The organism is Phosphitispora fastidiosa, assembly GCF_019008365.1.
Taxonomy (GTDB): domain Bacteria; phylum Bacillota; class Thermincolia; order Thermincolales; family UBA2595; genus Phosphitispora; species Phosphitispora fastidiosa.
Map to the genome: position 1 here is coordinate 481,190 of NZ_JAHHUL010000001.1, position 16,074 is coordinate 497,263.

A 16,074-nucleotide genomic window follows, 5' to 3' on the forward strand; every position below is an offset into this window, starting at 1 on the left:
AAAATCGAGTTAGAATATTGACCCATTATGTCAGCGATGACTTTAACCACCTGGTTAAGCTATGCCAGGGCTTTTGTTTCTTCACTTCACATCCGGCTATAAGTTTAACTTTTCCCGTGTAACAGTCATTAATATAATAACTTACAAAACCGATAACCTCCCCCTTTTTCAGGGGAGCGGAGGGGTAAGCCCTAATTTCAGGCTTTATTTCCAGGGCTCCGGAGTCATCGGATGGTATAAGTATACCCAGGTCAGCTTCATACAGTACCGGAACATCTTCTGCAGCACCGTTTTGAACCTGCAGCATCCTGTACTGTTCCCCAGCTACTGCCACCTGGGAATATTCATACTGATTGAATCCATACTCAAAAAGCCTGATACAATCTCCCCACCTGTCCCCGCTGTGCAGCACCACAGCTATCAGCCTCCGGTTATCCTTGCTTGCTGAAGCAATCAGGCACTTCCCGGCAGCATCTGTGGTCCCTGTCTTGACACCATCTGCCCATAAATAGCTCCAGAGGAGTTTATTGGTATTATGCAGTCTCCGGTCCCACTCCTGGCCAGGCCAATCGATAACTTTATCCCTGGTTTCGACAATCTCGGAAAACTTCTCATTTCCCAGGGCATGCCGCGCAATCAGAGCAAGGTCATAAGCACACGTATAGTGTTCCTCATCCGGCAGACCGTGAGGATTGGTAAAATGCGTATTCAAGGTACCCATAGCCAGAGCTCTGATATTCAGCAGTTGGGCAAACCGCTCAACACTGCCGGCAACATACTCGGCAATAGCCACACAGGCATCATTACCTGATCTCATCAGGGCTCCGTAAAGCAGATCAGACAGGGTAAGGGTCTCGCCTGCAGAAAGATATATGCTTGACCCCTCTGTTCCTGCTGCCTTTTCACTGACTTCAACCATGTCTTTAAGGCTGCCTGTCTCAATAGCTGTTAAAGCGGTCAACACTTTCGTGGTACTGGCAGGCGGCCTTTTTTTGAAGGGTTCTTTAGCAAACAAAACCTGCCCTGTCCCGGCATCCATTAATATTGCCGCATCAGCCGATATTCCGGTAAATTCCGCTGCCGGCGCTGCCGGAGCGATCCCGAAAAATAGAATCACAACCAAAATCATTATAATTATTTTCTGAGGGTTAGCCAAACTATTCTCTCCTTACTTAATGCCCAGGACATCGGAAACAGTGGTTAGCTGATATCCTTTTCCCTTTAATGCAGCGATTATGGAAGGAAGCGCTTTCACGGTGGGATCAGTGGGATGCATCAATACTATCGCGCCATTATGGGCTTTGCCGGTTACCCTTTTAACGATCGTATCCGGAGCCGGCCGCTCCCAGTCTATAGTATCTATACTCCAGAGAATTGTGCGATAACCGCTCTCTCCGGCGGCTTGCAATACGGTTTTATTGAATTCACCATATGGAGGGGCATACAGGCGTGTTCTTACTTTGGTTATTTTATATACTGCTTCATCTGTTTGTTTTATTTCACTGATATTCTCTGATTTGGATATAAAGGTCGGGTGTGGGTGGGAATAACTGTGGTTGCCCAGTTCGTGATTCTTTGCAATCTCCTTTGTCAGTTCCGGGAAATCCTCAACCCATTTACCCCCCATAAAAAAGGTCATGGAGACATTGTTTTTTTTTAAAACTTCCAGCATCCCGGGAATATACTCCTCACCCCAAACTACATTACAGGTCAGGGCAATCTTTTTCTGATCTGTGCTGCCCTGATAAATCGGGTCAAAGTTGCTGATAGCAGGTTTAAAGAGATTATACTGGACCACCTTGAACAGCAGCAGGATAAACAACAGCGCCAGCAAAACAGTGATGGCTCTTCTGATCAGATAATTAAAGTTCAAATAATATATCCTCATCCCAATCCCTCCATCCGAAGCAACTCTCCAATTAACTACTCTTCGCTATAGATGTTTATTCACTGTCCTAGCCATATATTCTCACTAATCAGCAGTCAGCCGGAAATAGATTGCATCCACCGGAAATGGCTGTGCATAAATATAGTGAGGTATTGTACCGGTTTTTCGCGCTACAGCCGAAGAAATATAACTTTGTTCCTGGCGAAGTCCGGGAACACCGCCAATTCGCCATCCGTAGCTCAGTGGCGGCGCGGGCCGTCCGTGGCCCGCGTCCCGGACTTCGCTTAGCGGAACTGCAGTAATATTTCTCACGGCAGCAGCGCAAGGAAAACCTTGTACAACACCTCACCATATTATATTACGCCATTTCCATGGCCGCTGGCAAAAAACAATTGTTATTATGCCCCATTTTACGGTAGTTTTTTTTCTTGACCTTTTCCTGTTTATGGTATATTGTATGTCTTAGAAATAGACAGTTTATGGAGGTATAAATGAACATTATTGAGGTTTACAAAAAATTCCCTACTAAAGAAGCTTGTTTTACTCACCTTGAAAATGTTCGATGGAAGGGCAAACCAAAGTGCCCCTACTGTAACTCAACAAACTCAACACCAATGAAAAAAGAATTTAGGCATCATTGTAACGTTTGCAATACTTCGTACAGTGCAACTGTCAGTACAATTTTTCATAGAACGCACATTGATTTGCAAAAATGGTTTTTAGCCATTACTCTAATGCTAAATGCTACAAAGGCTATCAGTTCTCGTCAACTTGCAAAAAATTTAGCAGTAAATAAAGACACCGCTTGGTATATGGTTACGAGGATTCGTGAAGCTATTCATGAACAACGAGAATTGCTTCAAGACATAGTTCATTTAACCTACAGTCAAAGAGAAAATTAACCTGATTCAAAAACCGAATACTCAAAGACTTCTTTTATGGCATCAATAAAATTTTAAATGCAACCATAGATGAATTTTATTGCCGCCATAAAAATCATCCGAACTTCGACTCACTCATCCTATTTTTTTAGTAATTGGGAGGTGTTATTTGGTGGAAAAGCTTCCAAAGGCGACACATAAAGGCATTCTTAAAGTGGGTGACGTAAATATTAAGTGCTATGTTCTTGAAGATGGCAGACGAGTATTATCGGGAAGAACTGTAACTACTTCTTTAGGTCTTTCGGGCCGAGGCCAGGGAGCAAAGCGAATTACCGACTCAAAATCCCTTAAGCCATTTATTTCTGATAAATTAACTATAGCTATTGAAGAACCTATTGTATTTAAAGGAGCTGCCTTAACACATGGTTACGAAGCATGGGTATTACCTGAAATTTGCCAAGCAGTCTTAAATGCCCGTGACCGGGGAGTTTTACCCACACACCAGATGCGAATGGCGGCTCAAGCTGATATACTTATTAGAGCTTTTGCTACAGTTGGTATTATTGCACTTGTTGACGAAGTAACTGGCTATCAAGCAGAACGAGATAGAGATGAACTACAAAAATTTTTATCACTATATCTATCCGAAGAACGTCTTAAGTGGGCTAAGATGTTTCCAGACGAATACTATCGTCAATTATTTAGGCTTCGAGGATGGAACTATAGCCCTTTAAGTGTAAAAAGACCTAAACTGGTCGGAAAACTTACAAACGAATTAGTTTATAAGAAACTACCTCCTCCTGTATTAGACAAACTAAGAGAATTAAACCCTGTAAAAAACAAACAAACATGGAGACGTGGAGCAGCATTCTTTCAATACTTATCAGAGGATATTGGGCAGCCTGATTTAAGAGACCATTTACTACAATTAATTGCAATTATGAGAATATCCCCGAACTGGTCTGTATTTCAGCGTCATTTTGCAAGAGCTTTCCCTTCTCCTGAAGGAGAACAAACCGCTTTGTTTGATGAAACTGAAGATGATAAATAAAATAGGGGTAGATGTGTTCCGCAAGGCGGAGACTGTCGTCCGCCCGGCCAGCGACCCGCAAAGCGGGAGCTGTAGCCGGCGGAGACGTAGCCCGCCGGAGGAATACATCTACCCCTATTTAAAATTTATCTTCAGTTTCCATTCAAACAAGCTTATCCTCGACCTTGTCCCAGAATCCCCAGGACTCAAATCCCAGCCGCCACAGAGCAACCCCTTTAAGGTCATATTCATTAACCAGATTCAGCTTAAAAGAGGCACTCTCAGGACTTTCAAACCAGACCACGTGTTTTTGGCCATTTTCCCAGTAATAAAAATAGGGGGTTTGGGAATAGTCGTCCCATTCAATAACAGCGCCGTATTTTTCTGCCAGCGCCAGAGCGCTGTTGGCCGGAACTGCCTTATAGCCCCCTTTGCCCACAATCCAGTCATAACCGTAATTACCAATACCTAAAAGGATTTTATCCTTTGGGATCACCCCTGAAGAATAGGTAACCACATTTTCTACCCATGGAACTGACGCCACAGGCCCTGGGTCTCCGCCAACCCAGTGTTCATCATAAGACATTAACATAATGCGGTCTGCCACACTGCCAAGATATTGGTAATCAAATGCCCCGCTCCATCCATCGCTGGTATTGTCACGTGTCTTTGCCGGGACAGATATGGTAACCTTAAATCCCTCCGGCGCAAGCTTTTCCCTGAGCAGAGTCATAAATTCATTCAAAGCCTGGCGGTCCCCCGGAGGGACATTCTCAAAATCAATATTAACCCCGTCAAAACCATTAGAAGCTAAGGTTGTGTAAATACTGTCAACTGTTTTGGCCCGCAGTTCGGGACTTGATAATACATTATGTATTAAGGTCCGGTCAAAACCCGATTTTATAAGGTTATGAACAAGGGCATAAATTTCGATATCATTTTTCTTGGCTGTTGCCAACGCTTCTTTTGGGGTCTCTCCTGTTATTTGACCTGAAGATGTTAATGTGTAGGAAAATGTGGCAACACCTGTAATTCTGCCGATATTGCTTTCCAAAGACCTTTGCGACAGGGTATCAGTAGCCCAATCCTTGGTGTAGTAACCCAAAACCTCTTTGCCACTGTTTGCCCGTAGGTACCGGTCATTCCATTCCCGGACCAGGTTTATAAATCCCTTGCCCTTTGCGGCGGTGCTGCGTGACTCCGGTGCGGCCCAGGTCACTTGCGGCATAATTAGAAATAGCATACTGAATATCAGGAAATAACAAGTGACTGTAGAAAAAATACTTTTCTTTGTATTTTGGTGCATTTTGCTCCCCTTTCTGCCTTCACGTCAATCTATTCAATTATAGTGGCTGATAAGGCGATGGACAATCTCAGGATTGTATCCTGCTGTTGACCCCATGTATAAGAAATTAAATTTTAAAAACGCCCCGATTAAAATCACCTTTTTTCTCATCAGTGGGAACAAAAACCAAAAAACAGCCGGCGCTCGAGTGCAAGAATTCCATTCAGAGCAGCATTCCAGGCATTTTCTTGACAATTGGGAATAATTTATCCAATTTATGGCGGCATATTAGATGCTGTTACAGACTGCTGACAAAGTCAGTAATTTTAAGCTTGAAATGTTATTAAGACAGGGGTAGATGTGTTCCGGAGGGCGGAGTCTGTCGTCCGTCCGGCCCGCGACCCGCAAAGCGGGAGCGGATGCCGGCGGAGATGTCTGGGGGTCCCCCCGATCCGTCGAAACCCCGGCCTTTCTAAAAGGCCGGGGTTCGGTAACGGATTGGGGGCCCCGCCCGTGGAATTCATCTACCCCTGTCTATATTACAGTTTAATACTTAAAAATATATGAGGTCTGTCAATAAGCTATAACGGCATATTAAATGCCGCCTATTTTGCAAAGACATGCTCACCAATCTGTGTGATAATCGCTCGCGACCATATCCACCTGCTGGTAGAGGTTACCGGATTCCAATAATAGATGGCTCCACCCGTAGGGTCATATCCGCTTAAAGCCAGCTCTGCGGCTTTAACAGACTTTTGATCCGGGTCCAGCCATATCTGGCCGTCGTCAACTGCATCAAATGCCCCTGGCTGAAAAATAACCCCATCTATGGAATCAGGGAAACTCCCGGAACGAGTCCTATTTACGATAACAGCGCCAACGGCAGCCTGTCCCTGGAGGCTTTCCCCCCTTGCCTCACCGTGTATGGCTCTGGCCAGCATAGTTACTTCCTTCCGGGAAACTCCCCGGGAAACAGGTTCACTAACATTACGGGTATCAACCGTGCGTACAGCAGGCCGCTCAGAAATGCGGTCACCGGACGCCTCCTGAGTCTGCCGGACATCCCAACCCACCTGACCCATGGCTAGTTCTCTGGTAACCTTTGCATTATCTGCTCCCGGCATAGAAAAAACCGCTAACATCAGCATTACAAAAATTCCGGTAACATGATAAAAAATCATTTGTTTTACTTTATCCATTCGTTATCCCTCCTGTCAAACTGTTTCAAACTATAATCACAGTTAATAATTACATTTTTTGTCAGTTTGTCCGGCAGGAAGTTACTAATGGATTATACTAAAAACAAGAGGGTCAGGCAACCACTAATTATTACCATTAGATAGTGCCTTCAAAACATCAATATTCCTTTTCCAGTCGTCATCACCGGCTGCCGGCGTTTCCAAGATAAAGGGCTTGTCCTTCAGCAGAGGATGGCCCAGAATGGCCCTAAAGCCATTTTCCCCGATATACCCTGCCCCGATATCAGCATGCCTGTCTCTGGTCGAACCCAGGGGAAACATGGCATCATTGGCATGAATCAATCTGAGTTTATCAATCCCGATAATGCTGTCAAATTGACTTAACGTTTCATGAACCTTTTCACCTGTTGCCAGGTCGTACCCGGCCGCAAAACCGTGGCAGGTATCAAAGCAAATACCTGTATTATCAATCTCCAGCATTTCCAAAACCGCTGCCAGGTGCTCAAAAAGAAAGCCTACCTCCGTACCCGCCCCTGAGGTGTTTTCAAGCAATAAAACGGTTTTGCCCCTATATTGCTGCAAAGCACTGGTCAGCGCCCTGGCCACCTGGCTGAGTCCCTCATCAATTCCTTTACCCTTATGGCTGCCCATGTGAAGTACGAGATAAGCAGCCCCAAGAGCATCTGCCCTCTCCATATCCTCCCTGACCATCTGGGCCGCATACCTGTGCATATCAGGGTCAGAAGTGGCCAGATTGAGCACATAGGGAATATGAACAGCTACAGGGTTAATATCATTTGCCGAACACAGTTCCCTAAAAGTGGTGACCTCATCTTCTTTCAAGTCCCGTGCTTTGCCTCCTCTGGGACTGCGGGAAAACATCTGGCAGGCATTACACCCCAGTTCTACAAGGTGCTGAACAGCTTTTCCAAACCCGCCGCTGATTGAGGTATGGATACCTATTCTCATAAACCAATCCTCCAACCACTAAATTAACCTGAATTAACCTGAAGCAAAAAGTAAAAACCGATTGTTAATCGGTTTTTACTTTTACTTCTCTGCTGTTTGGGCACGTAAGGCTTCTTTTCTGGAAAGGTTCACCCTGCCGTGCTCATCAATTTTGATAACCTTGACCATAATCTCATCTCCGACAGAGACAACATCCTCAACCTTACCGACTCTCTGTTCAGCAAGCTGGGAAATGTGCACAAGCCCTTCCTTACCGGGCAGCACCTCCACAAATGCGCCAAAATCAGTGATTTTGACAACTTTCCCCAGATAAATCTTGCCTATTTCAACATCAGCAGTAAGGCTCTCAATAATTTCAAGGGCTTTTTTGCCTGCTTCACCGTCAACAGCTGCAATAAACACCCTGCCGTCATCTTCGATATCAATCTTGACCCCTGTTTCATCAATAATCTTCTTAATAGTCTTGCCACCTGGCCCAATTACATTTCTTATCTTGTCAGGATCAATAGTTGTGGTAATAATCCTGGGCGCATATGGTGAAAGGTCGGGCCTCGGCTCAGAAATTACGTCCAGCATTTTCTGCAGGATGTACATTCTGCCTTTTCTGGCCTGTTCCAGGGCCTCTTTCAGGATGTCCCGGTTAATCCCTGCTATTTTAATATCCATCTGGATTGCGGTTATCCCCTTTTCAGTCCCCGCAACCTTGAAGTCCATATCACCGAGGTGGTCTTCCATTCCCTGGATATCTGTAAGTACGGCAAACTTGTCTTCTTCTTTGATAAGGCCCATGGCTACACCGGATACAGGCGATTTAATTGGAACACCGGCATCCATCAGGCTCAAAGTGGAACCACAGACACTGCCCATAGATGTAGACCCGTTTGATTCCAAGGCCTCAGATACAATCCTTATTGTATAAGGAAAATCTTCCTCTGGTGGGATCATCGGTTCCAGAGCGCGCTCTGCCAGAGCGCCATGTCCGATTTCCCTGCGGCCCGGCCCCCGCATAAATCTTGCTTCACCAACACTATACGGCGGGAAATTGTAGTGGTGCATGTAACGTTTGGAGTCCTCCACTCCAAGACCGTCGAGAATCTGCTCATCACCTACTGCACCAAGGGTAATAACGCTGAGTATCTGGGTCTGTCCCCGGGTAAACAGTCCGGTACCGTGAGTTCTCGGAAGCACAGATACCTCACAGGTTATCTGCCTGACTTCATCCAGAGCACGACCGTCAATACGAATCCGGTCCTCGAGGATGGACCTGCGCATAGCTTCTTTTTCCAGCTTGTCCATAGCATTGCCAACGTATTTTGCCCGGTCTTCTTCAGGGTACTTTTCAGCAAAATACTGTTTGACTTCCTCTTTAAGCCCCTTCAGAAATTTTTCCCGGGCCTGTTTGGCCAATTTTTTCTCGATACACTCCCTGACTGCCGCTTCCACCTTTGGCAGGGCATAAGCCCTTACCTCTGTCTCAATCTCCTCAGGGACAGCAAATACATTGTAATCATAATCAGGCTTGGCATAACCTTCCCTGAGAGCGATTTCCCTGAATTCACTAATAAATTCCACGATCTTCTTGATTTCCTCATGTCCATACATGATAGCATCAAGCATTACATCTTCAGGAACCTCTTTAGCTCCTGCTTCTACCATAGTGACAGCATCTCTGGTCCCGGCAACAGTAATGTGCATCTCACTGACCTCAGACTGGGCCAGAGTGGGATTGATTATAAATTTACCATCAATCCGCCCTACCACAACAGCCGCAATGGGTCCCTGAAAAGGTATATCAGACAGGGTAAGCGCTGCAGAAGCTCCTGTAAGAGCTGTCACATCCTGGGGGTTATCCTGATCAACAGAAAGAATGGTTGCCACAACATGGACATCATTCCGGTAACCCTTGGGAAATAGAGGCCGAATAGGCCTGTCTATCAGTCTGTCAGCAAGAATTGCCCTTTCACTGGGCCGGCCTTCCCTTTTAATAAATCCTCCGGGAATCCGTCCCACAGCATACAGCCTTTCCTCATAATCGACTGTCAGTGGAAAAAAATCGGTCCCCTCCCTGGGTTCTTCTGAACGGGTTGCAGTCACCAGGACCACAGTGTCACCATAACGCACCAGAGCAGCGCCGCTTGCCTGTTTCGCAAGTCTTCCGGTTTCGATAGACATTTCCCTGCCGCCAACCGGCAGGCTTCGTATAATACCGCTAGATTGCTGAGTCATAAAGGGATACTTCCCCTCCTTTTGGTCTTTTTTCAGACCTGAATAATTTAATTTAGATATTTACCATATTATTTCCTTCTATTGATGGCAAAAATACACATTAATCAATAACACTGAAAAAAAAGCGGGCAAATCCCGCTTTTTTAACGCCTTAATCCAAGCTTCTCAATAATTTCACGATAACGGTCAAAGCTGTTTTTCTTCAGATAATTAAGCATCGCCCTTCTCTGACCAACCATTTTAAGAAGACCACGCCGGGAGTGATGGTCTTTTTTATGGGTTTTAAGATGCCCTGTCAGATAATTGATACGTTCAGTAAGTATGGCAATCTGTACTTCAGGAGAGCCAGTGTCTGACTCGTGAAGCTTATATTTTTCAATTATCTGCTTCTTTTGATCTGTAGCTAGTACCACGATGTCACCTCCTTTTATTATATCCCCATTAGCCAAGACAATCGTCGGAGAGTCGAATTTCCTAGCTGATGGTTCTCTATAGCAAACGGTCTGTTGAACCGTATTACCTAGCTGACTATTTTCCAATAACAGTAATAACCAAACGTCCCTGGGGGATGTCCTTAGCCACTATATCGAACACGCGTCCTGACTCGGCAAAAAACCCACGAAACCTTGTGGCTGTAGGTATCTTCCCGGGAATCTCCCTGGCTGCATTTACAATGTCAGCCGCGGTAATTTTCTCCTGGCGTAAATCCCTTAGCCGCTTACGGGCGTGCTCTGTAATCAAAATCCGCATATCGGACCTTTCCTAATAAATATGTTTTTCGCCGCCAAGCTCTTCCCGTTCGGTAAGAATTGAATACAAGGCATCCTGAAATGCGGTTAAAAGTGCATTATCAATTTCATCCTTCAGGTAAACGTTTTCCAGTTCCTTCCTCAAATCATTGAATTCTTTACTAAGACATACTTCTGCGACCTGATCAACTACTTTTTTCATTTCCCCTTCTCTGGAATCAGAAACAGCAATTACCATCTCAAATGCCTCCCCCCAGTTTAAGGGCGGTTACCGATAATAATTTTAACACATATTGCTACACATGTAAATTATCTTCTAAATGTAAACCATCTTATAATTAGTATATTTTAAAATTGCGTTGTTTATGCCTTAGTATGCCTGCAATAAGAGCTTAGCATTTTTTACATCAATATTAATCTGCGTTATGAGTTCCTGGACCGAGGAAAACCCCTTTTCACCGCGCAGTCTGCCAATAAACTCTACCTTGATTTTGGTATTGTAGATATCATCTGAAAAATCAAAACAGTGAACTTCCAGGTTTTTGGGCTGATTAAGATTAAAGGTCGGCTTAATTCCCACATTAGCCACTCCCTTATAGGAATTCCCCTTAATATGTACTCTTACGGCATAAACCCCATTAGCTGGGACAAGGATATTTTCCGGAAGATTAAGATTAGCGGTCGGAAAACCAATCTGCCTGCCCCTTCTGTCTCCTGTGACAACCCGTGAAACCACAAAAGGATAATATCCTAAAAAACCTGCGGCTCCGGAAACGTCCCCCTTCAGAAGCAAGCTTCGTATCAGGGTACTGCTCACCTCGGTATCATGGCGCTTCACCGGTGGTATCGTAATTACGTCAAAGCCCAGTCTGCCGCCAAACTCTGTGAGCATTTCAGATGTCCCTGAACCCCTGTAGCCAAAACTATAATTATAGCCTACAACCACAGCGCTTACGCGCAGCTTTTGCACCAGTATATCTCTGACAAACTGTTCCGGAGTCAGTCGGGAGATTTCCTGCGAAAACGGGCATATAATAAGAACCCCTATACCCAGTTCTGAAAAAACTTTGATTTTTTCCTCTTTTGTAAGCAGCATTGGCGGACTGCAGTCCGGTTGAATTACTGTCATCGGATGTGGGGCAAATGTAAAAACCCCTGATATCCCTTTAGCCCGGTCTGCTAATTCTATCGCTTTCTTTATGAGTTCCCGGTGGCCAAGGTGAACCCCGTCGAAATTCCCGAGGGCTATTACTGCATTATCATATTTTCCCGCAATTTCTTCCAGTCCATGATGGATATCCATTGATATCTCTCCCTTAGCAGAATACTTTAACCGGTTGAAAGACCAGCCCGCCTTCACAGTCAGGGGACTGGGCCCTTTCCTTCTGCCGGACAGAAACCCTGGCAACAGCCAAACAACCTGCTTCTGGGCTCATCAGCTTCACATACTCGTTTTCCCTAAGCGTCGCAGGCTGGCGCATAACACCGGGCTGATACACCTTATTGCCATGTTGAATTGATTCAAATGTGTCCTCAGATACCCATACCTCTTCAAGGGGCAGGGCAGTGTCAATTGGCATAAGTTTACTGTGCAGCATCCCCTGCTCATGCAAACCAACAATTTCCTCCAAGAGCAATGAATCCTCCAAATTAAACTGTCCACTTCCTGTCCTTACCAGGAATGACATGCAGGCTCCATACCCAAGTCTCTCACCCAAATCATGACATATTGTGCGAACGTAAGTTCCCCGGGAGCAGGTTATGTCAAATAGCAGCCCCGGGCCGGGTGTGCCAAATTTCCGGTGCTTAATTATCTTTATATCAAAAATTTCTATCGGCCTGGGTATGCGTTCGACTTCCAAACCTTCCCTGGCAAGTTCATAAAGCTTTCTTCCTTTATATTTTACCGCCGAAACCATTGGCGGCAGCTGCTGTTGAACTCCCTTAAAAGCCAACAGCGCTTTTTCTGCCTCCTGCCTTGAAAGGCTGGAAGCATCACTTATCTTTAACACCTGCCCGTAGCCGTCCTGGGTATCGGTACTACAGCCAAAAGTGACCTCTGCCCGGTAGCGTTTGACATTATCCTCCAGGTATTCAATAATCCTGGTAGCCTTCCCCAGGCATACAGCCAGTACACCGGCCACTCCGGGATCCAGTGTCCCGGTGTGACCGGCCTTTTTTTCCTTTAAGGTCCGGCGCAAATAGTTTATAACATCGTGAGATGTCATTCCCGGCGGTTTAAAAACATTAAGTATTCCGTTTATCCCCCTGGACTGCATTATCATATCAACCACCAGTAACGAAAATTTAAATACTGACCCCTATCTGCAGCGCCCTGGCACATGAAGCTATTACCTTCTTCTCCACAGCTTCCAGGCTGCCTTCAACCAGACAGCCTGCAGCCCGGGGATGCCCACCGCCTCCAAATGCAGCTGCCAGTGTGTTTACATCACTATGCTTATTGGAACGGAATCCTACTTTCACCTTCCCGGGAGCAATTTCCCTGAACAAAAGCCCAATTTCAACCCCATCCAGCATGCGTGGATAATTGATTATCCCTTCGGCATGTTCATCTGCTGCTCCTAATTCATGCATTACCCCGAGAGGCAGGCTTATCCAGGCTATCCGCCCTTCTCCTGCCGTTTTCAGACGATCAAGGGCATATCCAAGAAGCTTGAGGTGTACAAACTCCTTTTTTTCAAACAAATTCTTATTTATACCTGAAATATCAAGACCTGTGCCGATCAGCTCTGCTGCCAATTCATGAGTTCTGCCCGTAGTGTTTTCAAATCTGAAGGAACCTGTATCCATTACAATAGCAGTATAAAGATTGACTGCCATATTGTGGCTTAGCGGAACTCCCATATGTTTAATCAGTTCAAAAACAATTTCTCCGGCAGCAGCAGCTTTAGAGTCAACGTAATTGCAGTGTCCAAACTCCTGATTGCTGACATGATGGTCAATGTTAACCACCACAGATATACCGGAAATATACCGGCTTAGCTTATCCCCCAGACGGTTTAAATCTGTACAGTCCAAAATAACTGCCAAATCACATTTCTCCGGAAGGTTATCCGCTGTGCGAATATCACCGGGGCGCGGCAGGAAATCATAGACAGCCGGAATCCTGTCAGGAGTCAGAATATAACTCTCGATCCCCATTTGGTCCAGCAGAAATCCCATCGCCAATACAGACCCTATACTGTCCCCGTCAGGCATTTCATGACCACAGATGACAGCCCTTTTACCTTTTTTCAAGCAGCCGGAAATTTCAGTTAAAGTGTTCATGTTTCCTTCTCCGTATCCTTAACTTCTTCAAGCAATTTCATTATCCGGGCCCCGTATTCGATAGAAGAATCAAACCTAAAGGTTACTTCCGGAGTATATCTCAGCCTTATTCTCTTTCCCAGTTCACTGCGCACAAAGCCTTTAGCTTTTTCAAGTGCCTGCATTGACTGTACTTTTGCATCATCATCACCATAAATGCTCACAAAAACCTTAGCATAACGGATATCAGGAGTTACTTCGGCCCCCGTAACAGTAACAAAACCTATTCGCGGGTCTTTTATTTCCTCTCTTAACATCTGGGTAATCTCTTTTTTTATTTCTTCAGCAACCCTGTTCGCTCTATGGGATGTCATTAGACTCACCCCCAACTGCCTTTTGTTTTCTCCGGTTTTAGAGTTCTCTTTGAACCTGTTCCATTACAAACGGCTCAATTATATCCCCTTCGTTAATATCATTGAACTTGACAATCGTCAGGCCGCATTCGTAGCCTTCAGCAACTTCTTTGGCATCATCTTTGAATCTCTTCAGAGAATCAAGCTGTCCCTCAAATAATACTATGCCGCCTCTGATTACCCTGACTGTGGCATTTTTGGAAATTTTGCCCTCCAGGACGTAACAGCCCGCAATAGTCCCGACCTTAGAGACCTTAAATGTCTGCCTGACCTCAACCCTGCCGATAACTACCTCTTTAAACTCAGGGTCAAGCATACCAACCATAGCCGCCTTAATATCTTCAATGGCGTCATAGATAACCCGGTATGTCCTTAAGTCTACTTTTTCCTTTTCAGCAGCCTTCCTGGCATTCACATCCGGTCTCACATTAAAGCCCAGGATAATCGCATTTGATGCGGAAGCCAACATTACATCGGTCTCAGTAATCCCGCCAACGCCCCCGTGAATAGGATTGACCCTGACCTCATCATTGGAGAGTTTTTCCAATGCCTGTCTCAGTGCCTCAATGGAACCCTGGACATCAGCTTTGATAATAATGTTCAGGTCCTTGACCTGACCCTCTTTAATCTGCTTAAAGAGGTCATCCAGGGATACCTTGGAAGTAACCTTCTGCTCCTCTTCGCGTCTTATATCGATCCGCTTATTGGCAATTTCCTTAGCTGTCTTGTCATCCTTGACAACATGAAATGAATCTCCTGCCAGCGGGACATCTGATAACCCAAGCACTTCAACAGGAGTGGACGGTCCGGCTTTTTTTATCCGGCGGCCCTTATCATCAACCATTGCTCGTACTTTACCATGGGCCTGACCGGCAACAATCGAGTCACCGATTTCCATGGTTCCTGTCTGGACTAAAATGGTGGCAACAGGTCCTCTGCCCTTGTCCAGTTCAGCTTCGATTACGGTACCTTTAGCGGGTCTCTTGGGATTGGCTTTGAATTCCTGAACCTCTGCCACCAGCAGGATCATTTCCAGCAGGTCCGCCAAACCCTCCTGAGTTTTAGCAGATACAGGAACAGTAATGGTATCACCGCCCCATTCCTCAGTAACCAGACCATACTCGGTAAGTTCCTGTTTAACTTTATCAGGATTTGCACCCGGTTTATCCATCTTATTTATAGCAATGATTATAGGTACCTCTGCCGCTTTTGAATGGTTAATAGCTTCAACCGTCTGTGGCATAACACCATCATCAGCAGCAACAACAATAATCGCTATATCGGTAGCCTGGGCCCCCCTTGCCCTCATAGCAGTAAAGGCCTCGTGACCAGGTGTATCCAGAAAAGTTATTTTTTTACTATTATGAACCACCTGATAAGCCCCGATATGCTGTGTTATCCCTCCCGCCTCACTGGCGGTTACGTTCGCTTCCCTTATGGCATCAAGCAAAGATGTCTTCCCATGGTCAACGTGTCCCATTACGGTGACTACACAGGGACGTAATACCAGGTCTTCCGGATCATCCTCTATTTGGTCAATGGTTTCCAGGATGTTCTCTTCAATCTTCACTTCAAGTTCACGTCCGTATTCACCGGCAATAATAGCAGCAGTATCAGAGTCGACTTCCTGATTAATTGTTGCCATTACACCTAACGAAATAAGCTTTTTAATCAGGTCAGTTGCAGGTTTAGCCAGTTTCATGGCAAGCTCTTTAACTGAAACAGATTCCCCAATAACTACTGGTTTAAGGTTTTTAACTTCAACTTTAGGAGCAGCATCCGACCTGTTTTTCCTGAAATTATTTCTGTTATCTCCCGGTCTCCTCCCGCCAGGTCTTTGCCCCGGTCTCCTATCACCCGGCCGGGAACCCTGCGGTCTGTTTTCCGGACGCGCCCCTTGCGGCCTGCCATCTGGACGTGCACCCTGTGGCCTGCTTTCCGGGCGTGCACCCTGTGGCCTGCTTTCCGGGCGTGCACCCTGTGGCCTGCTTTCCGGACGTGCACCCTGTGGCCTGCCTTCCGGACGTGCACCCTGCGGCCTGCCATCTGGACGTGTGCCCTGGGGCCTACTTCCAGGCCTGGCGCCCTGAGGCCTGCTTTCCGGACGTGCACCCTGTGGCCTGCCTTCCGGACGTGCACCCTGCGGCCTGCCATCTGGACGTGTGCC

The 16,074-nt window shown here is 45.9% G+C and carries 16 protein-coding genes; 2 read left to right on the forward strand and 14 right to left on the reverse strand.

The window, feature by feature from the left end:
- Window positions 1-25: 25 nt before the first annotated feature.
- Both Ga0451573_RS02360 and Ga0451573_RS02365 read right to left on the reverse strand, forming a co-directional pair.
- Window positions 26-1,156: a D-alanyl-D-alanine carboxypeptidase family protein gene (locus Ga0451573_RS02360; RefSeq protein WP_231682257.1), complete on the reverse strand. Its 1,131-nt coding sequence runs from the start codon at window positions 1,154-1,156 to the stop codon at window positions 26-28.
- A gap of 12 nt (window positions 1,157-1,168) precedes the next feature.
- Entirely contained in the window at window positions 1,169-1,888 is a 720-nt protein-coding gene (locus Ga0451573_RS02365; protein ID WP_231682258.1) for a polysaccharide deacetylase family protein, read from the reverse strand.
- Between the two features lie 491 nt (window positions 1,889-2,379).
- On the opposite strand from Ga0451573_RS02365, the gene Ga0451573_RS02370 reads away from it, so the two are divergent.
- Together Ga0451573_RS02370 and Ga0451573_RS02375 are read left to right on the forward strand one after the other, a co-directional pair.
- Window positions 2,380-2,790 carry a transposase gene (locus Ga0451573_RS02370; RefSeq protein WP_231682259.1) on the forward strand — a complete coding sequence of 137 codons (411 nt, stop codon included), beginning with the start codon at window positions 2,380-2,382 and terminating at the stop codon, window positions 2,788-2,790.
- 151 nt (window positions 2,791-2,941) lie between these two features.
- On the forward strand, window positions 2,942-3,820 hold the full coding sequence (locus Ga0451573_RS02375) for a P63C domain-containing protein (RefSeq protein ID WP_231682260.1): 879 nt from the start codon (window positions 2,942-2,944) through the stop codon (window positions 3,818-3,820).
- 142 nt (window positions 3,821-3,962) lie between these two features.
- Here the strand turns inward: Ga0451573_RS02375 and Ga0451573_RS02380 are convergent, their stop codons facing one another.
- The 12 genes from Ga0451573_RS02380 to infB form a co-directional block, all read right to left on the reverse strand.
- Window positions 3,963-5,105, reverse strand: a complete 1,143-nt coding sequence (locus Ga0451573_RS02380; RefSeq protein ID WP_231682261.1) for a glycosyl hydrolase family 18 protein — start codon at window positions 5,103-5,105, stop codon at window positions 3,963-3,965.
- Window positions 5,106-5,689: 584 nt separating this feature from the next.
- Window positions 5,690-6,283 (reverse strand): cell wall hydrolase, encoded by a 594-nt coding sequence (locus Ga0451573_RS02385; protein ID WP_231682262.1) that lies wholly within the window; start codon window positions 6,281-6,283, stop codon window positions 5,690-5,692.
- Between the two features lie 123 nt (window positions 6,284-6,406).
- Window positions 6,407-7,252 (reverse strand): deoxyribonuclease IV, encoded by an 846-nt coding sequence (locus Ga0451573_RS02390; protein ID WP_231682263.1) that lies wholly within the window; start codon window positions 7,250-7,252, stop codon window positions 6,407-6,409.
- Window positions 7,253-7,333: 81 nt separating this feature from the next.
- Window positions 7,334-9,478 (reverse strand): polyribonucleotide nucleotidyltransferase, encoded by a 2,145-nt coding sequence (gene pnp, locus Ga0451573_RS02395; protein WP_231682264.1) that lies wholly within the window; start codon window positions 9,476-9,478, stop codon window positions 7,334-7,336.
- Between the two features lie 143 nt (window positions 9,479-9,621).
- Window positions 9,622-9,891 (reverse strand): 30S ribosomal protein S15, encoded by a 270-nt coding sequence (gene rpsO, locus Ga0451573_RS02400; RefSeq protein ID WP_231682265.1) that lies wholly within the window; start codon window positions 9,889-9,891, stop codon window positions 9,622-9,624.
- Between the two features lie 115 nt (window positions 9,892-10,006).
- Complete coding sequence (locus Ga0451573_RS02405; RefSeq protein ID WP_231682266.1) at window positions 10,007-10,228, reverse strand: hypothetical protein; 222 nt, start codon at window positions 10,226-10,228, stop codon at window positions 10,007-10,009.
- A 12-nt stretch (window positions 10,229-10,240) separates the two neighbouring features.
- A complete protein-coding gene (locus Ga0451573_RS02410; RefSeq protein ID WP_231682267.1) occupies window positions 10,241-10,465 on the reverse strand; it encodes a hypothetical protein in 225 nt (74 codons plus the stop codon).
- Window positions 10,466-10,597: 132 nt separating this feature from the next.
- A complete protein-coding gene (locus Ga0451573_RS02415) occupies window positions 10,598-11,530 on the reverse strand; it encodes a bifunctional riboflavin kinase/FAD synthetase (protein ID WP_231682268.1) in 933 nt (310 codons plus the stop codon).
- 13 nt (window positions 11,531-11,543) lie between these two features.
- Entirely contained in the window at window positions 11,544-12,512 is a 969-nt protein-coding gene (truB, locus tag Ga0451573_RS02420; protein ID WP_231682269.1) for a tRNA pseudouridine(55) synthase TruB, read from the reverse strand.
- 22 nt (window positions 12,513-12,534) lie between these two features.
- Complete coding sequence (locus Ga0451573_RS02425) at window positions 12,535-13,515, reverse strand: DHH family phosphoesterase (RefSeq protein ID WP_231682270.1); 981 nt, start codon at window positions 13,513-13,515, stop codon at window positions 12,535-12,537.
- A complete protein-coding gene (rbfA, locus tag Ga0451573_RS02430) occupies window positions 13,512-13,868 on the reverse strand; it encodes a 30S ribosome-binding factor RbfA (RefSeq protein WP_231682271.1) in 357 nt (118 codons plus the stop codon). The genes Ga0451573_RS02425 and rbfA overlap by 4 nt, the downstream gene beginning before the upstream one ends.
- A 37-nt stretch (window positions 13,869-13,905) precedes the next feature.
- On the reverse strand, window positions 13,906-16,074 hold a 2,169-nt coding region (gene infB / locus Ga0451573_RS02435; RefSeq protein WP_231682272.1), incomplete at its 5' end, for a translation initiation factor IF-2.